General features: G+C 35.2%; 16 protein-coding genes. 3 read left to right on the plus strand and 13 right to left on the minus strand.

Annotated features, from left to right (window positions below; all coding sequences use genetic code 11):
• Positions 1-128 precede the first annotated feature (128 nt).
• Entirely contained in the window at positions 129-1,367 is a 1,239-nt protein-coding gene (locus tag HUW50_RS05710) for an ATP-binding protein (RefSeq protein ID WP_066329079.1), read from the plus strand.
• Between the two features lie 291 nt (positions 1,368-1,658).
• On the opposite strand, the gene HUW50_RS05715 is transcribed toward HUW50_RS05710, so the two are convergent.
• The 6 genes from HUW50_RS05715 to HUW50_RS05740 all read right to left on the minus strand — a co-directional run bounded on the left by HUW50_RS05715 (position 1,659) and on the right by HUW50_RS05740 (position 9,701).
• A complete protein-coding gene (locus HUW50_RS05715; RefSeq protein WP_066329081.1) occupies positions 1,659-2,339 on the minus strand; it encodes an aspartate/glutamate racemase family protein in 681 nt (226 codons plus the stop codon).
• A 1,166-nt stretch (positions 2,340-3,505) separates the two neighbouring features.
• Positions 3,506-4,144: an O-methyltransferase gene (locus tag HUW50_RS05720; protein ID WP_066329083.1), complete on the minus strand. Its 639-nt coding sequence runs from the start codon at positions 4,142-4,144 to the stop codon at positions 3,506-3,508.
• A 60-nt stretch (positions 4,145-4,204) separates the two neighbouring features.
• Complete coding sequence (locus HUW50_RS05725) at positions 4,205-4,690, minus strand: nitroreductase family protein (protein ID WP_066329088.1); 486 nt, start codon at positions 4,688-4,690, stop codon at positions 4,205-4,207.
• A 246-nt stretch (positions 4,691-4,936) separates the two neighbouring features.
• Entirely contained in the window at positions 4,937-5,401 is a 465-nt protein-coding gene (locus HUW50_RS05730) for a MarR family winged helix-turn-helix transcriptional regulator (RefSeq protein WP_083964503.1), read from the minus strand.
• A gap of 273 nt (positions 5,402-5,674) precedes the next feature.
• Positions 5,675-8,128: a glycosyl hydrolase gene (locus HUW50_RS05735; RefSeq protein ID WP_185654040.1), complete on the minus strand. Its 2,454-nt coding sequence runs from the start codon at positions 8,126-8,128 to the stop codon at positions 5,675-5,677.
• 292 nt (positions 8,129-8,420) lie between these two features.
• Positions 8,421-9,701 (minus strand): Gfo/Idh/MocA family oxidoreductase, encoded by a 1,281-nt coding sequence (locus tag HUW50_RS05740; RefSeq protein ID WP_066329098.1) that lies wholly within the window; start codon positions 9,699-9,701, stop codon positions 8,421-8,423.
• 338 nt (positions 9,702-10,039) lie between these two features.
• On the opposite strand from HUW50_RS05740, the gene HUW50_RS05745 reads away from it, so the two are divergent.
• Positions 10,040-10,396, plus strand: coding sequence for a hypothetical protein (locus HUW50_RS05745; protein ID WP_083964504.1), 357 nt, complete (start codon positions 10,040-10,042; stop codon positions 10,394-10,396).
• A 175-nt stretch (positions 10,397-10,571) separates the two neighbouring features.
• Positions 10,572-11,825 carry a multidrug effflux MFS transporter gene (locus HUW50_RS05750; protein WP_083964512.1) on the plus strand — a complete coding sequence of 418 codons (1,254 nt, stop codon included), beginning with the start codon at positions 10,572-10,574 and terminating at the stop codon, positions 11,823-11,825.
• A gap of 148 nt (positions 11,826-11,973) precedes the next feature.
• Here HUW50_RS05750 and HUW50_RS05755 read toward each other — a convergent pair whose 3' ends face one another.
• From HUW50_RS05755 to HUW50_RS05785, 7 genes are all read right to left on the minus strand, one after another.
• On the minus strand, positions 11,974-13,062 hold the full coding sequence (locus HUW50_RS05755; protein WP_066329107.1) for a GerAB/ArcD/ProY family transporter: 1,089 nt from the start codon (positions 13,060-13,062) through the stop codon (positions 11,974-11,976).
• A 429-nt stretch (positions 13,063-13,491) separates the two neighbouring features.
• Complete coding sequence (locus HUW50_RS05760) at positions 13,492-14,043, minus strand: acyl-CoA thioesterase (protein ID WP_066329114.1); 552 nt, start codon at positions 14,041-14,043, stop codon at positions 13,492-13,494.
• 126 nt (positions 14,044-14,169) lie between these two features.
• The gene (locus HUW50_RS05765) at positions 14,170-14,460 is read right to left on the minus strand and encodes a hypothetical protein (protein WP_157094319.1); all 291 of its coding nucleotides are present in this window, start codon (positions 14,458-14,460) and stop codon (positions 14,170-14,172) included.
• A gap of 214 nt (positions 14,461-14,674) precedes the next feature.
• Entirely contained in the window at positions 14,675-15,145 is a 471-nt protein-coding gene (gene rpiB / locus HUW50_RS05770) for a ribose 5-phosphate isomerase B (protein WP_066329124.1), read from the minus strand.
• A gap of 49 nt (positions 15,146-15,194) precedes the next feature.
• Complete coding sequence (gene deoB, locus HUW50_RS05775) at positions 15,195-16,373, minus strand: phosphopentomutase (protein ID WP_066329126.1); 1,179 nt, start codon at positions 16,371-16,373, stop codon at positions 15,195-15,197.
• Between the two features lie 208 nt (positions 16,374-16,581).
• Entirely contained in the window at positions 16,582-17,859 is a 1,278-nt protein-coding gene (locus HUW50_RS05780) for a NupC/NupG family nucleoside CNT transporter (RefSeq protein WP_185653767.1), read from the minus strand.
• 427 nt (positions 17,860-18,286) lie between these two features.
• Positions 18,287-20,278, minus strand: coding sequence for a 5'-nucleotidase C-terminal domain-containing protein (locus tag HUW50_RS05785; RefSeq protein ID WP_185653768.1), 1,992 nt, complete (start codon positions 20,276-20,278; stop codon positions 18,287-18,289).
• Between the last annotated feature and the right edge of the window lie 270 nt (positions 20,279-20,548).

Consider the following 20,548-nt stretch of genomic DNA (forward strand, 5'->3'; position numbering starts at 1 on the left):
TTTCAGGGAAATTTATCCTCACATTTTTTTCCTATAAGACTAGAAATATGAAATAATTGAACAAACTCTTACCAAAAATATAGTATACTTTTTTAAGTTGATATAGAAGACGAAAGGAAGTCATTCCCTTGTTTGAAACATTGCTAGTGAATTTCTTATTTTTACTTTTACCTGTTGTAATATTTCTGATTTTCTTTGAAAACAAACAATATACATATAATAAAATAATTCTGATATTACTTTCATCCGTAACAATGTTTCTTTGTATGACCATTCCAATTAGATTAGATATCGGCTTTATTTTTGATTTGCGATATATTCCTTTTATTGTCGTTGCCCTTTTTGGTGGTTACAAAAACGCTTTCCCCCTTTATCTCGTATTAAATATTTATCGATTCTACTTAGGTGGGGAGGGAACTATTCAATCCTTTCTTTTTTCAACAGTAATATTCATTATAGTACCTTTGTTAAGCAAAAAGTTTAGTCAACTACAATCAAAAAATAGAATATTTTTCGCAACATTTGTTTCTTTTTTTACTATGGGATTTTACCTTTTTATTTTAAGTACATTTTTTGATTCATTAACTAGAGAGTTTTGGATATTAACAATAAATGCATTAACTACTCATGTAGGGATGATGCTCATCATTATGACCTTAATAGAGCGAATTATTATCAATATTAAAAATCGTGAAAGGTTTTTCCATACAGAAAGACTATCTGTTATTGGTGAATTATCAGCTAGTGTTTCCCATGAAATAAGAAATCCACTTACTGTTACAAATGGATTTCTACAACTTTTAAAATCATCCAAGAACCTATCTCAAGATGAAAAGAGATATGTCGAGTTTGCATTACAGGAATTAATTCGAGCTGAAAAAATAGTAAGTGATTATCTAACACTAGCTAAGCCACAATCAAAAAATATGATTTATTCCAATTTAGAAGTCGAGACAGAATATACAAAAGATCTAATTACACCCTTTGCGAATATGCATCAAGTCAATGTTCAATATTGTTTTAACAATTCGTTAAAAATAAATTATGATAAAAATCAAATCCAACAATGTATGATAAATTTGTATAAAAACGCAATTGAAGCGATGAAGGAAAAAGGTGGAGGGACTCTACTCATAGATATTTCTGAGCAAAAGCAAAACATTTTGATCAAAATTCAAGATACAGGAATCGGAATGACAAAAGAAGAAGTTTTACGTTTAGGTAAACCATATTACTCAACAAAAGAAAAAGGAACTGGTCTTGGCATGCTAATGGTATACAGTACAATTGATAAATTGAAAGGAAAAGTTGAAGTTCAAAGTGTAAAGGGAAAAGGCACAACATTTATGATAACTATTCCCGTTTAACAATAACACATCATTTTTTTATGGCTATGTAATTGTGACACTAAACAATCGTATTTTTCATATGATATTTAACAGCCTGACGGATTACCGTTAAGCATAGTTTTTTCCCAACAAGACCTAAAAATAACAAGCGCTTATCCTTATTTATGGACAGCGCTTGTTCTAATTTCACTCGTTAAATAATTAACTTTCTTGTGATTGATCCTCAACAATCTGGCTCTATAAATGAAAAAGAGCGACATCCTTATTCAAGAATGGCGCCCTTTAGCTGGAGAAGGACACATCAGTCTATCATTGATTTATCCTCTCTAATTCTAATTGATTAACAACCGAAGATACTAGTGTATTCAATGGGTTAATAATAGTCTTAGATGTTTCATACTCGACTTGCTGAGATGCATCAACCATAGATAATTGAGCAACGGAGATAACTTTCTTCCCATCTTTAATGATTTGATTTAAGAACTTTGAAATTTCTTGGTTGTATTCTTCTTTTAGTCCTCGCATTATCAATTCAAAAGTATTATTTATAACAACAACCTCAAAATCTAAAGATTTTTGATGGTTATTAGCATGTTGTTTAAGACGTTCTACTGTACCTTCAACAGTTGCAGGATTTGTAAAAAGAATTGTCTGAGGTTGCTGTATATTGCAGATGTAATCAAAGAAAGGTTCATCAATTTTAATAATTGGCACTGATATCGAGAGTTGATCTTCCTGTAAGATGGCAATATAGTTTGTGCAAGTAATAAGGATAGCATCAACATTACATTTGGCAATCCATTCTATTTGCTCTTTAACTTTAGTTTGAGCATCTGCTTCTTGAAAATTTTCATCTGATGTAACTCGATACATTAATGCGGGGTCAACAAAATGGATTAATTCTATGTTATATGGGGAAAGTGCATTTTCTATATATTCTATATTCGAATAATGGGCGTGTAAGCATCCTAATCTTTTTTTCAATTCCATTCCACCTTTAATATATTTCTGCTTATTCTATCAGTATACGAATCCAACTGTCTATTAAAATTGAGATAGAGACCCTTCCTCTTATTCCACTGAATGGCTCCGATTGTGGAATAAAGAGATTGTATTATTATAAAGATATGCCGTTAGTCTACATGACCTAAATTTTATGTTATTTTAGTTATAGCAGAATCAGAAAATACTAATATAAACATAGAAAGGTTACCAACGGCGATAACCAATCGGTAACCTTTCTTTGTTTATATTATTTTTTTCCTTTACACGACCAATTGATAATCCTTGTCCTCGATTCCAAATCATGATCATTCGCCATAAGTTGATTAAATGCACTTATGTTTTCAGTTCGCAAATCAACATAAGTGGCGTCACATACCTGTGTATGTACATCTTTCTTATTAGTATTGCTTTAGATGATAATAGTCGCAATTAGCGCAACGAATAGAGCCTGTTACATAAATTATTACATATGGCCTTTTTTTATCGCATTGAGGGCAAAATTTCAAATTCGATTGTGCTGTCTTTTCAATTGTTTCATTCATGTAAAAACCTCCTTTACACATAATTCGTTGAAAAATCAACATTTTCATCTCCTAAAGGAGATTTACAATTGCATAAAAATGCTAATTTTCATATCCTCTATTGAAAACAATTGTTTTGTGTATAAATGAAGCTTAAGAACAACTCTCTATTCTATTGCGTTTTTATCTCAAGTTATTTTGTTATATTAGTAAAGTCTTTTCCATAGGAAATCAATTCCTCAAATCTTTTCTCTATCAACTAAATATATGACTATGTATATATTAGTTTAATGTTCTAAATGTAAAATTGGAGCAATTTAATCAATTATCACATAGCATCTCATAAGAGAAGAATGACATAAAATAAAAATAATGAACTACCCTTTGTATCGGCCCCACCTACGCCAAATACTATGACGGCCACGCGTGCCATCCATCCCATTAATATTATAACTGAAAACGCTTACATTTGTAAAGATTAATAGAACAAAAGTTTCTAATTGTTGACCAACCGTTTTTTTATTTTTTATGATTATGTACTATTTTATACAACGTTGATTTATCATCGTTACTGTGAAATAAAAAAAGATACCATCAGTAATAAACCAATTGGTATCCCTTCAATTAATATCATTTTGATTCCTTTACCCGACCAATTGATAATCCTTGTCCAACCGGCAGTATAATCGATTCTAAATCAGGATCATTCGCCATACGTTGATTAAATGCACGCATGTTTTCAGTTCGCAAATCAACATAAGAGGCGTCACATACCTGTCCACGTTGCAAAACATTATCCCCAACAATTAAAGCTCCAGGATTGGCTAAACGTATTGAACGATCCAGGTAGTTCGGATAATTTTCCTTATCCGCATCGATAAAAATGAAATCAAACCTTTTTTCGTTCTTCTCAAGTTGATCTAAACTCTTTAATGCTTCTCCCGTATAATAAGTAACCCGATCACCAAACCCAGCTCTTTGTAGATTTTCATGTGCCAATTGAGCATATTCTTCTTTTAGCTCTAAAGAGGTTAAATGCCCCTCTTCCCGAAGGCCACGAACAAGACAAATTCCACTATATCCTCCAAGTGCTCCAATTTCCAGTATTTCTTTGGCTCCAGAAATTTTCACCAATAGAGTAAGCAGCTTTCCGATTTCTGGTGGTACTGATATATTTCGCATACCGTTAGCATGAATACTCTCCAACACTTTGTCTAATATAGCATCATCTTTCGTAAATAAAGAGTGGATATACTCTTCTACATTCATCCATTTCCCTCCTGAATTTAAATCGGTTGAACTCTCTCTGGTAGATGATCGTTTCCTTTTTTACGATAAGTGCTGTATTTTGTCTTGAATCGGCGTTCTTTCTTTTGGCTCACTTATTTCTTCTGGATATCCTACACCAAATACTCCGATTACATCATATCCATCTTGAACACCTAGAATTTCGCGGTTTTTCTGAGCACCTCCCATTGATGACCAGAACGTTCCAACTCCTTCTTCCCAAGCGGCTAAATTAAAATTTTGCACGAAGCAAGCAGTAGCAATTACATTTTCTTCTGTTTCAATTTGTGTAGCACCATGCTTGGATAAAATGGCTAGTACTACAGGAGCATTGAAGAAATTTGCTTTATGATTTAACTTTTCTCTTGTCTCCGGTCCAACCACATACACTTCCCATGGTTCAGTCATTTTATGATTTGGAGCCATCGTACCAGCCTCCAGCCATTTGCTGATTTGCTCCATATTGACCGGATCTGATTTGAATTTTTTTATAGTGCGTCGAGAATTGATGATTTCTATAATACTCATGAAATATTCCTCCAATTAGTTTAATTTTAAAAATGAAACGCCTTTATCTAATTTCCTAGTTCTAAAATTGAAATGATGAGGTAAATGAAATCCATGAGTGACAATTGTTATGTAACCGCGAACATTCTGTCCTAAAGTTAAAATATATGCAGAAACTTCCCTTGATTGTCCAGCATCCGTATCTTTTTCACCACTTTATATAGCGACCCTAAATAATGGGTCAACTAATACGCACAACAATCCTGGCTATTTTCCTTCTTGGCGTTGTCGTCCTTGTGGTTTTAGAGAGCTTGTCATCTTCTGCATTATCTCGACAAGTGCCGTCTGTTCCTCCAGTGTTAACTGATTAAACGGACCAGCCAACATCTCAACTTGAGCATTTTTCATGCTTGTAATCGTTTCTCTACCAGTGTCTGTTAATTTAACAATTCGTGTTCTCGCATCATTCTTATCTTGTTCACGAAATACCGTTCCCGCTAACTCTAATCGGTCAATCATTTGCGACATTGAACTCGAACGAACCTCTAGACGCTCTGCTAGCTGACCAATCGTACAACCGTCGTGTTTCCACAGAAAACGCAGGATTAGCCATTGTGTTTTTGTAATTTCAGTTGCTCCTTGGTTACTCCATTGATTGCGTTTCATAAACCGCCCAATTGCTTGAAAGCAGTCTACAAATTGCTCCAGCTGCTTATCACGTGATTCCATCATATTCCACCTCACAAATAAATTATATAGCGATCCTAAATAACTTGTCAATACGTGGATAAATTGATTCCCAATTAGGAGTATCAATTAAGTAGGAAAAATCACGAAGTAAAAAGAACATCATGAAAACTATCATGATGTCCAAAAAATATTACACTAATAACTTGTTATTGATTATAGCAAGCTCTACGATCGGCTTATTTTATCAAGTGCCTATTGTGAAATACTCCAATTAGTAACTTTCCCTATCTATTTAAAATTTTCAAATAACTTCTTTTATTTTTCACAACATATCTCAAGTGTAACAGGACCAAGTAATCCAGAAGTTAAACGTGCATCATCCATTTCATTTGCGCGATTGTTAGTGACAGCAACAGTTAGTTTATTAACACCTTTTATAAGATAATCTGGATTAACTTCAAGGTGATAAGGTGCCCACATTTTCACACCAACCTCATGTCCATTTACTGTCACCTTTACGATTTCATGTACTTCTCCTAAATCTAGGTAGACTTTTATAATTGAATTCTTTTCTTCTATTATAAACTGATTCTCATAGATTACTGTTCCCGAGAAGGATTGCATACCATCCCAATGAAGCCACGATTCCAATGCGAGATTTTGTCTGTTATCAATGATCCAATTATTATCAAGCTCTAGGCTTTCCACTTTAAAGATCGGTATAACTGATCCGTCAATCAAAGGCTTTTGATCAGTATCGACAGCATACACAACTGAAGATCTACGGTCGACATTCAATGGAGCTACTAATCCACCACTTTGGCGTTTTAGGTTTACTTGTTCGATTTCACCAGTCCAAGCGTCCCATTTTTCGACACTTCCTTCTTCCTTCAGGTGGAAGATCCCTTTATAGTTTTCCTCCCCTTCATTAACAAAGAAATAAAAAAGCTGACAATCTTTAACGATTTTACTGACTCTTATGTCTTTGCTGGCAGGGGAGATCACTACTTCTTCACGGTGAATTGAAGATAGTATATCAACAACATCTTCAGGCCTTTGAACCGCTTTTGCCCCGTTCATCGGTGAAGATGCATGTTCATCTGTCAGTACGATTATCTCACCTCCACTTTGAATAAAAGTTTCGAGCTTATCGATTACAGCTGCTTCAAGCTTTAAGCTATCCTCAATAACCAAGGTTTGATAGGATTGACTCGCGATCTCTATTTTCCCATCCCTTAGATGACTGGATGATAAAAACAAAGACTCCTCAAGATAATTGAATTCCACTTGATTTTCAAATAATGGTTTTGCAACCCTCCATGGCAAATGATCTTCCACACACAAAATAGATACAGCCGTTTGATTCGTGCTATCGGTCATTAACCAGCTTAAACGCTTCATGTATTGGGCAAATTGTTTATAATACGGCCACCATAGATTATTCGGACCAACATCTGGTGGGCGCTCGTGACTTCTCCGTTCTCCTTCAATTGAAAAATAAAAGGCGTGTGGACTGAGAAGGTTGACACCTCTGACTAGTAGCCAATCTATATACCACTTCATGTCACCTGGAGTAAGCGCCCAAGGACTTTCTTTGCTACAAACTCCTAAAAACTCATTCAAATTTCTTCGTCTTCCTCTATGTCTTGCTGCGTCGGCTGAACACTTTCCGGCTGTAGAGTGTTCCCCTACTAAAGCTTTTTCATCCTCTGGTGCAACCCAACGCCACACAACATCCTGACCAGGGATTTGAAAATGATCGAGTAAACCAATGTCATCACTTTTCGCAGGATGTCCTGTTAAGGCAATACCGTGGCTTGCACACCAGTCACTAATTTGCTTATAGTAAGCTTCTGTTAGTCTTTTATTGACGGTTTTTCGATAGTTGCTTCGATTTGTTTCAGTTTCCACTCCGGCATTAAACCACAAAGAGGCCAAATGCTCCTCCTTGTTTCCATGCTGCTTATAAAAGCTGAGAAAATCTCTGGTCCATGGCTTCAAATCTCGAGCCGAACCTCTTCCCAAAATGTCTGGCTCATCGGTGAACATGGCAATCACCGTATTTCCGAAGTAGTCTTTTAACTTATCGTAATAATTATCATGTGTGATGCGGATAAATTTTGCCACTGCATCAGGATTTAGTAAATCAGCAGATGCTGGAGCATTCTCCTCACCATCGTCTTCACCAAAATGGATACCACGGATATTTCCACCCGAATACGTTTCGACGAACACGAGTATGGACCAGTTATCGTCATCTGGAGCACTAAACTCCACTCTGCCATTTACGCAATCTAACACCTGGGATGTCGATGAATCTATTGCTTTAAGTGATAGCTTTTTAACTGCTAGAGCCGAAACAAATGAGTCTCCCTCCACTAAATCAATCATTATTTCATTATCCATGTTACATGGATACTCGATCATTTTTAAGCCTCTACTTGCATATTCTGGATTATCTTTAACAACTAATCCTTTAGCTGACCCAGAAGGATACATCGCTTCATCGTATAAAATAACTAACATCCCCAACTGTTTCGCTTCTTCTACGGCTGTTTGGACTAATTCCATAAAATAATCCGACAAATATACGATTTCCTCAGGAATCCCAATCCTTGGGTGTAAAACGAATCCCATTACCCCTTTGTCATAGAAATCGTTGATTTGTCTAATAATTTCCTCTTTCGTTAAGGAATCATTCCAAAACCAGAAAGGAATCGGAGTAAACTCCTCTGGAGGATGCAAGAATTGTTGACGTAACGCGCTCATCACTATTTCCCAACCCCTTTCTATTTTGTGTCAATTCGAAAGGCTGTTTTCTAAGAAATTGTTGCTTTTTTAACATAAACTAATTCAGGTTGATTGGAGCGGAAGTGCGAGACTCCTACGGGAATAGCGGGACAGGTGAGACCCCGCAGGTGTTTACGCCGAGGAGGCTCACCGCCCGCCCCGCGGAAAGCGACAATCAACCACCGTATTACTTGGTAAATAGCAACAAAGTTTGCGAAAACAACCATTCGAAAACAGATCCTTCTTGTCCAAATCGTCTAAGGTGCTCGAATTAGAACTTAATTAGTTCGTCTACTTTTACTGCTTGACCTGTGTTAAGCGAGATGTTTCCTGCAATTCCAGTTAAAATGGACATCGCACCATCAACATGAGAAGCTGCCCGTTTGAATTCGTCTTCAACTGGAGTTCCGAAAATATCTTGTAAAAGGATCGGATCCCCACCACCGTGTCCTCCTTTTCCTTCGACAACATCTACTTCATAAGGCTGACCAAACATTGGCATAACCATGATTGATTTCTCCTTAACTTTTCCTTCGTCATCCTTGCTACCACCCGAATTAATGTAAGATTGTTCACGAATTCGAACTTCAATTCTTCCTTTTGTACCATTAATGGAAACAATGTAGCCTTCCCATGGTAAATAAGCGTTTAGAGAATAGTTTAAGATCGCTTTATTTTTGTAGGTTACCATAACACCAAGTGTATCTTCGATGTTAATTCCGTCTCCAAAAACACTTTGGTCACGTTGGTAACCATCTTCTTTTTCCGCATCCAAATACATAGCTGTTAAGTGCTCATTGCTTTCCAAGTCAATTGCGAAAGGATCATCTTTCGCATACTCACTTCCATATGCACGTTGATAAAATTGTGTAACACCTCTAGATTCTGCATTTTCTCTACCATAGAAACGTAGCCCTCCAGATGCATAAACTATTTCTGGTTTTGTATCGAGCCAAAAGTTCACTAAGTCAAAGTGATGTGTTGATTTATGAACAAGTAATCCACCACTATTGCGCTTATCGCGGTGCCATCTACGGAAATAGTCTGCACCGTGCTGAGTATCTAACGCCCACTCAAAATGAACGGAATTTACTTGGCCAATCACATCATTCATAATTAGCTCACGAATTTTCGTATTGTGTGGTGCATAACGATAGTTAAAAGCAACGCGAACTTCTTTTCCAGTTCTATTAATCGCGTCAATAATCGCTTGGCATTTTTCAGCATCCACTGTCATTGGTTTTTCAGTAACAACATCACAGCCTAATTCCAATGCTTTAATAATGTACGTATGGTGTGTACGGTCAACAGAAGTAACCACAACCGTGTCCGGTTTTTCTTCCGTAATCATTTTTTCAAAATCAGTGTGTATGTACGTGTTAATTTTAGGATGATTATATTTTTCTTCGAGTAAACGATTCGCATAATCCATTCTAGTTTGATTCAAATCACAGAAAGCGACTAGATTACAAGTTTCATTAAAATCTCTAACAATTGCTCCATAGAAAAATTCAGCTCTTCCACCAGTTCCAACTAATACATATTTTTTCACTTGATTCTCCCCCTTTATTTTTTAAGGAACAAATTCCTTTTCTAATTTGAATTATTTAATTGATTGTTAGACAAATAAGAAAAGTTACCAAAAGACGAGACAGAATAATCATCTCTCTTCTTACGTTAATATCTTGATAAATTTCCAGCAATAGTACTTTTTTGAAAAAGGCAAATTTGGGGTGATAATGATAAAATAGATGATCATTTTTAATAATTGAATATTAATTAGTAATGCCACTCTATAAAAAATGAAAGGGAAAACATAATATTGACAACGAGTATACAAATGTATACAATAACTTATGTATACATTTGTATACTGAAAGGATGAGGAAAATGAACGATAAACACGGAAGAAGATACAAAAGAGATGAAAGACACTTAAACGGTGAACACAATCGTGAAGAACATCGTCATGGCAAAGGTGGTGGGCACAAGCGTGGCGCAAAAACATTTCGCCGAGGTAGAGCTATTGAATTTTTAGACAGAATGAATGTAAAACGTACAACCTTAAAACAACAACTAGAATCACCAGAGCTGCAATCAATTAATCCAATTTTAGTAGGTGAATTAAAAGCGGTCGAATCAATCATAAATGAATTTACTCAATTATTTGAAATTCACGAAGATGAAATCAAACGTAAAGAAGATTATGGTTCAGCTGAAAATAGCCTTCCTAATGGGAATGAATAACAGGATAAAATTAGGAAAGTCACCTATGACAGAATTAAACACCTTAACTAAATCGTGGGAGTGCCTGGGCAGTTCCTTACCTATTTTCTATTAACCTTCAACTATTAAACTCAAACTTCAACAGGACTATCTAAAATCAATACGGTAATTCTTCGAAAGGATGAAAATATTGATGATTAATTCTCTAAGTAAATTAGATATCGCGACGAACAAACCTAAAAAGTCCAAGCGTTTATGGATCGCTTTTGTACTTGGAACATTAGTAGCCTTTGGACCACTCTCAATCGATATGTACTTACCTGCCCTGCCTCAGATGGCTAATGAGTTAAAAACTACCCCTTCGCTTATCCAACTTAGTTTAACTTTTTTCTTACTTGGTTTATCACTTGGCCAATTATTTACCGGACCATTAAGTGATGTCCATGGACGTCGAAAACCTTTGCTTATTGGCTTAGTCATCTATTTTATTGCTTCTTTATTATGCGTTTTTAGCCCATCAATCTGGATATTTATATTTTTGAGGTTTATTCAGGGGTTGGCAGCTTCCTCCGGTGTGGTCATTTCCCGTGCAGTAGTACGAGATCTTTACTCAGGTTCAGAGCTAACGAAATTTTTCTCTCTACTAGCTTTATTTAATGGTGTTGCACCGATTGTTGCGCCTGTAATTGGGAGCCAACTATTACATATTGCACCTTGGCAAGGTATCTTTGTTACCTTGAGTTTAATCGGCCTAGTAATGTTTTTCATTGTATTATTTGGTTTACCAGATACTTTACCTAATGAATTACGGTCTAAGGGTGGTATTAAAAAAACACTAACAACGTTTAAGAGCCTTTTAGTTGATCGTAGTTTCATAGGATACGCCCTTTCGCAAGGTTTAATATATGCTGCCATGTTTGCTTATATTGCAGGATCACCTTTCATATTACAAAATATTTATAATGTGTCTCCCCAAGAATACAGCATCATTTTTGCCATTAACGGAATTGGGATTGTGATTGCAAGTCAAATAACAGGAAAATTAGCTGGTCATATCAGTGAAAGAAGACTGTTCGTTTTGGGGCTAATTATTGCCTTCATCGGAGCAATTACATTGTTAATTATGTTAATCCTGAATATCGGATTATCGACAATATTACTTCCTCTATTCTTTGTCGTATCAAGTATCGGAATAGTCAGTACTTCTGGATCTTCTCTTGCAATGCAAAACCAAGGAAGATCAGCAGGCAGTGCTTCGGCATTACTTGGTGTATTAATGTTACTTTTGGGAGGAATTGCTTCCCCTCTTGTTGGTTTAGGAAATAACTCAGCTATAACGATGGGAATAGTAATTATTATAGTTAGTATTGGCTCGATCCTATCTTATCTTTTACTCGCCCCACGTAGAGAACATGAATCTAAGCAAAATTCAAATTCTGTATCAATGTAGGAATATGAAATATAAATAGGCATTGTTTCTTTTGATCAATGCCTATTTGTTTTTGTTAAATCTTGGTCCTTAACAATATCAATCACTTTTTCCGGACTCATTTTTACATAACTGCAGTTTTTCCAAAGACTATATTTATACTAGAAGATTAAATTTTTTTCCGAATAAATGCGATGCAGAGCAGCATGATAGGAAAAACAATCTGCAAAGGGATATGAAAGTATAAAGTAAAAAAATCTAACCCAATTTCATTATGTCGAATTTGGCTTGGTGCGATTAAAAGGGATAATGGGGTAAGAATAGTCCCTATGCCAAGGAATACAGAACGATTTTGTTTTAATTTAAATAATTGAGCAATCCCAATAGCTGAACCGAATGTCCATCCACCAATCTTAAAAAACACGCCTGCTAACATCGTTAAAATAACCAATGCATCAAATCGTTCCAGAAAATCCGCAATCGAAACCATTTGAGCAGCTGTAAGAAGAGGAAAAAAATTCCGACTGTATATTTCTGGTCCTAATACTGATAAAACCAAGATCAGATTTACTGTCATTAAAACACCTGTAAGTAGTATAGCTGCCATTCCAACAGTTCCTTTTCTACCCATATTGTTTAAATAAGGGAAAAACATAGTGATGATGATTGACTCTCCGAATGGGAAGGTTAATACTTTTGGAAATACTTCTTTTAATATAGGTTTTGGGCCATTTCCTAAGATGGGGGAAAGATTGTTTATATCAAATTCATCAACAGTTAGCAACAGAATCCAAATGATACTCAAGGCCATAATATAGGAAGGAATAACGGCTTCTCCCATTCTGCAAAATGATTCAATTCCACCTCGAAAACAATATACAATTAAAACCATAAAACTTCCTATTACAACCACCAAGGGGGTTTTGACTAACATTGATGCAGCGAGAATTTCTGCGAAGTCTCTACAAGCTCGAGCGGCTAGATATGTAAAATAGCTGATATAAATCAAAATGAATGGGATGGCCAAAAACTTTCCGATAATTTTTGGAATCATCTGGATCAATGTATCATCTGGATAATAGTTCGATAATTTTGTATACACTAACATCAAGATAAACCCACCTAGCATCGAAACCAAAATAACTAGCCAAGCATCTTGTTTTGCCCCTCCACCTAATCCAAAAACAAACGTATTACCAATTTGAAACCCTAGTATCACATAAAATAACTGTAGAGGACTTATTTTTTCGTGTTTCATATTATCACCCTAGAGGATATTGATAAATTATTTTTTGGAACTTTACGTAATACCCCTTACTCATATTGGTTATTTTATCCGTTAGTGGAATTTCTATTCTATTGTGATATTCAGAAAGGTGCATTTATCAATAAGTGAAGATGTTTCCAATGTTTTTGCTACTCAATTATTTATAATTCTTACTAAATTTGACGGATTGGATTTCTATTTATTTCCACTCAAAAAAAATAAGAATTATGTATACGTTCTTTAATAGAAGTATAAATAATTCCAACTAAAATAGACTATTAATCTTATTTTTTTCTTAATTGAAGCACTGCGTAAATTGATTATGTACTCTAAATATTCAGAATTATAATAGCGTTATTCTTGAGTAAAGGAATAGAAATTTGCAAATACAATGTAGGAAAGCTTGATTATCAATTCTGATTATCCTGTCACAACACCATATAACTGTTCATTCACATCAAGATGATTTGTGTTGATATAAGTTAAAGTTTCAATTAGTTCTTTTGTTTCCTCTCTATGTTTTTTTCGTGAAATGGCACGCATCGGAGCAGTTCTAAATAAATACTCCTCTTCCTCTGTCTCAGGGATTACTTCTGGTACAGGAACTGGTTTTCCATTGTCATCTATAGCTACAAGAGTCTGAAACGATACAGCTGCAATTCTTCTTTCTCCTGTCATCAAGTCTTCAGCAGTAGAGCGAATAAAAACTTCCATCGAAGTTCTGCTTGTCCATGTTACATAAGCTACTAAACAGATTGAATCCCCTACTCGAACCGGGGAAAGGAAATCGACAGAATCTGTAGAAGCTGTGACACAAGGTTTTCTTGCATGGCGGGTTGCAGATAATACAGCCACTTCATCTATTAACTGCATGAGTCTACCACCGAATAATGTGTGGTGATGCTGCGTATCTGGTGGAAGAACAACATTGGCTTTGACACAACGCGAAAGTTTACAGGGTTTAGCATCCATAATATCACCTCATAATATAGTAAATATAAATTGTATTATAACAGATGTATTATTAATTTGTTGTTATATTATAGATAGTGAGTAAAACAGGTAAATATACCTATTAAATTGAGTAAGAGAGGGTGACTAACCCTTTGAAGGAAACCAGTTAATTTCAATACCTTCATCATCGTATGAGCTACTGAATCCAGACATAAAATGAAAATAAGCGCTCATCCTTGTTACTGGAAAGCGCCAAAAGTGGAGCATCAAGGTCTTCAATTTCAAGGTTGCTCCAGCAGGCTCTGGCTTAGCTGCCTCATTCGGAAGAGTGGGAGGAATCTTTTCTTCTCTAGCCTTAACGAGCCCAAGAAAAGCCGCGTCAATGAAAGATCGGTCTCCCAGCCCAACGCCAGATAACATTAACCCAAATCTCATTTTGCTTTCCAGGGTATTGACTCGCTCCTGCTTTCACAACCAGATAAGAATGTGCAATAGAATATTATTGGAAGAAATAAAAGTAATAATTTTCTGATTTTATTCATGTTTACTGTCTCCTTATGTGCGCGCTAATTATGAATAGACATCTATATTTTAAAGAACAATAAAGACACTTTGTTCTTTAAAAGTTTTAATAAATTGAACATGAAATTTAGTTAAATAAACTATCAATATCTTTATTAGCCCTATTCACATACACATTTATCTTATTGATACGTACTTCATGTCTTCCACCTTCAAATGGGGTAGTTAACCATATTTTTACTATTTCTCGAGCTAATCCTGGGCCGATTACACGTTCTCCCATGGCTAAAATGTTGGTGTTATTATGCTCTCTTGTTGCTTTTGCACTAAAAGTATCATGTACAAGCGCACACCTTATACCATTTACTTTATTCGCGGCAATACTCATTCCAATTCCTGTTCCACAAATTAAAATCCCTCGATCCGCTGCGCCGTATGCTACCATTTTAGCTACAGGAATTGCATAATCAGGATAGTCAACTGAAGAATTACATTCACATCCTAAATCAACATAATCAATAGCCATTGCTTTCATTAACTCAGTTACTTCTCTCTTAATATTGATGCCACCATGATCAGATGCAATTACTACTTTCATTCTTCTTCCACCTTTTTGGTTATGAATTTTTATAGACTATTAATCTTGTTCAGATTTCATTTAAAAAGCTTTTTCCGTATTGAGGCATAGGTACGTCAAAGTTTTCCGCAATTGTCGCACCAATATCAGCAAACGTTTTTCGGATCTCAAGATGTTTTCCTACTTTTATTTGCTCATTATAAACAAGCAAAGGTACATACTCTCTTGTATGATCAGTTCCTGGATGGGTAGGGTCATTTCCATGATCAGCTGTAATAATAAGTAAATCATCATGTTTCATTCTGGAAATTATCTCAGGTAACCGTGAATCAAATTCTTCAAGTGACTTTCCATAGCCTTGAGGATCACGTCTATGTCCATATTCGGCATCAAATTCAACAAGGTTTAGAAAACTTATGCCAGTAAAGTTCATTTCTAATGTCCTATTGAGTTTGTCCATGCCATCCATGTTTGATCTAGTTCTGAATGACTCTGTTACCCCTTCACCATCATAAATATCTGAGATTTTACCAATAGTAATGACATCAAAATTTGCATCCTTTAATTCGTTCATCACAGTTCTCCCATATGGTTTTAAGGCATAATCATGACGGTTTACTGTTCTCTTAAAATCACCAGGTGCTCCTATAAAAGGGCGCGCAATTACACGACCAACTTTATATTTATCGACATTAGTAATTTGTCGAACAGTTTCACATATCCTATAAAATTCATCTATTGGAATAATCTCTTCGTGTGCACATATTTGTAAAACTGAGTCTGCTGATGTATATACAATTAATGCTCCAGTGTCCATATGTTCCTTGCCAAGTTCTTCAATAATACTTGTTCCTGATAAAGGCTTGTTACCTATTACTTTTCTCCCTGTTTTCACTTCAATTTCTTTAATTAATTCTTTCGGAAATCCTTTTGGGAAGGTTAGAAAAGGTGTTTCAATAAATAGGCCCATAATCTCCCAGTGGCCTGTCATAGTATCTTTTCCGTTAGATGCTTCTTCCATTTTTGTATAATGCGCTAATGGTCTCTCTAATTTTTTTACACCTTTTATTTCACGGATATTACTAAGTCCAAGCATCTCCATATTTGGTAGACATAGACCATTCATATAATCCGCTATATGCCCCAATGTATCTGCACCTTCATCATTAAATCTATTAGCATCAGGAGCTTCACCAATACCCACAGAATCCATTACAATTAAAAAAATTCGTTTAAATCTGTTAACCAAGATTCTCATCCCTTTCAAAATTAAGTTTTATATTTGTCAGACGTCATACCTCTATGTTGAAAAAATAACCAACCCAACAATTTCGTCAGATCGGTATATCTTTTTTAATTAATAATCATAGAAATATTAAATCCATGTACTTTTAATAGAAAATAAATAGATCAAGTATGATTATCCAATCTCACTTTAATTCCTGTCGTGAATTCACTTAAAATAACATCCCCGCAATTGCCGCACTTAAAAGTGAAGCCAATGCGCCTGCAATTACAGAACGGACACCGAGCTTAGCAATGTCTGGGCGTCTGTTCGGAGCCAGACCACCTAATCCACCTAGAAGAATGGCAAGTGAACCTATATTTGCAAAGCCACATAGAGCAAAACTTACAACTATATTTGTTTTTTGAGATAAATTTCCCATCTCAGGTGCAAATGCTGCGTATGCAACAAATTCATTTAGAACAATTTTTTGCCCAATATAGCTTCCAGCTTGAAGTGCTTCAGTCCACGGAACTCCAATTATAAAAGCAATTGGAGCAAATACCCAACCTAATATCAATTCAAGGGAAAATGTATCAAATCCAAACCAACTACCTACACCACCTAAGATTCCATTAATTAGTGCAATTAAAGCAATAAAAGCAAGTAACATAGCACCAACATTTAGTGCAAGGCCTAGACCATCAGTTGCACCTCGTGCTGCAGCATCGATCAAATTTGTCGCTTCTTGATCCTTTTCCTTATTACTTCCTTCAGATACCTCAGTTACTTCAATATCTTTGGACATCTCTAACGATTCAGCTGTTGCAGCAGTTTGTTCTATTACAGTTATTTTGGGTTCAGGAACCATGATTTTTGCCATGATTAACCCTGCAGGTGCTGCCATAAAACTTGCTGCTAATAAATACTCAAGAGGGACGCCCATTAAAGAATATCCAATTAAAACAGATCCTGCGACTGAAGCAAGCCCACCTGTCATTACTGCAAAAAGCTCTGACTGTGTCATTTTTTCAATGTAAGGTCGAATGACTAAAGGTGCTTCTGTTTGACCAACAAAAATATTTGCAGCTGCAGACATTGATTCCGTTTTACTTGTCCCTAATAACTTTGAAAGTCCCCCACCGATTATTTTAATAACCCATTGCATAATCCCAAGATAATATAAGACAGAAATTAAGGATGAAAAGAAAATCATAACGGTTAAAACTTGAAATGCAAAAATAAATCCTATACCCTCATTACCAATTAAACCACCGAATAAAAACGTAACACCTTCATTAGTATAGTTGATGATATCTTGAATCTTTAATGATAGCCATTTAAGAGCTGTTTGCCCAAGATCCCATTTTAAAACAATAAGGGCAAATATGATTTGAATTGAGAGCCCACCAAAAACCGTACGTAAATTAATTGATTTTTTGTTATTTGATAGTAAGAAAGCAATCCCTAAAATAAAAATAATCCCCAAAACTCCCCAAAGAAAATTCATTTCTTTTCCCCCATTTTTTTATCTTATTCTTTTTTGAAATCCCTTTCATATCATTTTAAAAAACTTCACTATAATTTGTCGGAGGTCTGACCTCTTTAACTTGATGTCATTATAGAAAGTTCATTATCATGATAGTGAAGGATTATTCATACGCTTTCATTAGTTACCACCATATTAGTAACCAACGTAAGTATAGATTACATTAACCAAATAGAGTTTGTCAAACAAGATTTTGAATTTATTAGAAATGTATAACTTATAATTTAGTTAGTGAATTTTTCATAAATCCCATGCTAACCTACTTAGTGACAGTTTATCTGCCATTTGACTTCCAATATTTTCATAATAAATTATAGAAATTGTTAGAGAATTAATAGTTCTGGAAATATAGAAATCTCCTAAATTTAAGGCACTTTCCGAAAAATATTTATACTCTTTTGTTACGATAAACTAAAATGCTAACTCCTACAGCGACTAATAATGCACTGAACATTAAATAGTTATATATATTCGTTGCTGTTTTAGGCAATTTATGACCAATAGCTGAGTTATCATCACTATTTCCATTACTATTTTGCCCTTGTTTTCCTTCACTGTCGTTCTTATCTATTTTATCTGTCGTCTCTTTTTCTATTTCAGTCTCATCCTCCGTTTTATCTTTATCTTTCTCAATAGAGTCTTTACTATTTATTGGTTCGATTATTATTGCTCGACTTTCTAATTTAGGGTCTACTTTTTTACCTTCCGCTGCTAACCTTTCAATATAAGCAACAAATATGTCAGTATCTGTACTACCGTTTTTTAGTACTTTATTATTTGCAAATGCTGTAAAACCGTCACCACCATCTGCTAAAAACTCATTCATTGCTACTTTATATGTTTTGCTCATAGCCATTTTCGTTTTTCCATCTTCCAAAAATACATCTTTCACACAGTATACCAGATGGCAGTCAGTAGCCTTACTTCCGTCAACATACGAATAGTTGAATCCAGAAATTTGCAAAAATATTATTTCGTCAGGACTTTGCCATTGTTGATTTAAACCATCTTTAATCTCCTGACCTGTTAATTCAATAAGTTGTATATAATTATTAAAAGGTTGTACTGCATAAGCTGCTTTCCAAGTTAGATTATGTTCACCCTTTTCATTTGTTTCTGGAATTAAGGCTTCACGAATTCCTCCTGAATTGGTAATCGCAAAATCAGCATCTGACATCATGATACGTTGAGCATCGATAACAAGATTTCCCAGCTCATTTTCTCCGTCTTCAGGCTTGCGTTTTCCAATGGGATCACCACTTGCTGCTTGTCCAATTACTTGTTTAGACGCTTTTTCTGTCACTTGTTTTGCTTCATCCACTATTGCCTGAATTTCAGGATCTGGTGTTACATTACGTGTATTTAGAATTCTCTCTGCTTTTATTGAACCTTTAACAAAATCGTCTGTCATAGGATCAAGTTGTGTGCGAACATCTCCAAAAGCTTGTCCATAATTATAATTTTGAATGATGAGTTTTCCATCAACAACACCATTTGCGTATTCATGACTGTGAGCTGCAAATATGATATCAACTTCATCATCTATTTTTGTTGCGACATCTGCCATTACTCCAGTGGTTACGCTTTTAATTGTTGCTGCACCTTCATGAGCAACAACAACTATTGCCTTAACTCCCTTTTCTTTTAACTTTTCACTATATTCATTAATCGTTTTAGCTTCATCTAAGAATTGGTAGGGTTCTGTATATTTTGGCATAGCAGACTTAGGTGTTTCTGTTGTAACGATACCAATAAATCCGACTTTAACGCCTTCAATGTCTTGGACAATATAAGGGTCAAAAATAGGCTGACCAGAACTCTTATCGACAACATTTGCTGCTAAATAGCTGAAATCATCATCTATCCCATGGTACTCGTAATTCAATCCTTCTGTATATTTTGCTACATTAGGATGAACAGATGTTGCATAGAGTAAACGCTTGAACTCTGGAATCCCTTCATCAAATGAATGGTTTCCTAATACTCCTAATTTAAAGCCCATTTTATTAATTGCTTCCATAGTTGGTTCATCTTGAAGCAAGGAAGAAAGCGATGGACTTGCCCCGACGGTATCACCTGCATGTAAACGAAGGGTGTGAAATTTCCGCCCCACTTTTGTAGATTGTTCTTCAAAATCATTTTGCTGCTTATTTAATTGTGTAGCTAAATATGCAGCACCACCAACTTCTTTTCCTTCTAGCTGACTTTTCGTTTCAAGATTGCCATGGAAATCGTTAATAGATAGCATTTGGAAATTAATATAATCGCCTAAACTTTCTTCCTGTTGGTTTTGAGAAGGTTCAACTGCAAACACAGACGATATCGTGAGCTGAAAAACTAGTAAGCTAGTAAAAATTATTTTAAATCCCTTTTTCCACATATAGACTCCCCCATGATCCAAACTTTAAATATTGTTGATCCGAATCAATCAAGATATAAGATAAAATATAATTTTAGGTATATACTATATCTAACTACCACCTTTCCCTTTCATACTCATGGTCTAATTGTTATCGCTTTCATTTTTACTTTTAGCTAAGTACTTTCTTACATCTTACCTCCAATGCACATTTGGTTACCCCTATATTGGTAACCTATAAATATATTACTTTAGTTAATTTCTTTTTGTCAATTATAATTAGAAAATTCA

This window comes from Metabacillus sp. KUDC1714, assembly GCF_014217835.1.
Classification (GTDB): Bacteria; Bacillota; Bacilli; order Bacillales; family Bacillaceae; genus Metabacillus; species Metabacillus rhizosphaerae.

Excerpts from the sequence above, each read along its gene's own strand:
- HUW50_RS05720 (WP_066329083.1), bottom strand. The coding sequence starts at position 4,144 with ATGAATGTAGAAGAGTATATCCACTCTTTATTTACGAAAGATGATGCT.
- HUW50_RS05735 (WP_185654040.1), bottom strand. The coding sequence starts at position 8,128 with ATGAGCGCGTTACGTCAACAATTCTTGCATCCTCCAGAGGAGTTTACT.
- HUW50_RS05755 (WP_066329107.1), bottom strand. The coding sequence starts at position 13,062 with ATGAAACACGAAAAAATAAGTCCTCTACAGTTATTTTATGTGATACTA.
- HUW50_RS05715 (WP_066329081.1), bottom strand. The coding sequence starts at position 2,339 with ATGGAATTGAAAAAAAGATTAGGATGCTTACACGCCCATTATTCGAAT.
- HUW50_RS05780 (WP_185653767.1), bottom strand. The coding sequence starts at position 17,859 with ATGAATTTTCTTTGGGGAGTTTTGGGGATTATTTTTATTTTAGGGATT.
- HUW50_RS05730 (WP_083964503.1), bottom strand. The coding sequence starts at position 5,401 with ATGATGGAATCACGTGATAAGCAGCTGGAGCAATTTGTAGACTGCTTT.
- HUW50_RS05785 (WP_185653768.1), bottom strand. The coding sequence starts at position 20,278 with ATGTGGAAAAAGGGATTTAAAATAATTTTTACTAGCTTACTAGTTTTT.
- HUW50_RS05725 (WP_066329088.1), bottom strand. The coding sequence starts at position 4,690 with ATGAGTATTATAGAAATCATCAATTCTCGACGCACTATAAAAAAATTC.
- rpiB (WP_066329124.1), bottom strand. The coding sequence starts at position 15,145 with ATGAAAGTAGTAATTGCATCTGATCATGGTGGCATCAATATTAAGAGA.
- HUW50_RS05765 (WP_157094319.1), bottom strand. The coding sequence starts at position 14,460 with ATGAGATTTGGGTTAATGTTATCTGGCGTTGGGCTGGGAGACCGATCT.
- HUW50_RS05745 (WP_083964504.1), top strand. The coding sequence starts at position 10,040 with ATGAACGATAAACACGGAAGAAGATACAAAAGAGATGAAAGACACTTA.
- HUW50_RS05760 (WP_066329114.1), bottom strand. The coding sequence starts at position 14,043 with ATGGATGCTAAACCCTGTAAACTTTCGCGTTGTGTCAAAGCCAATGTT.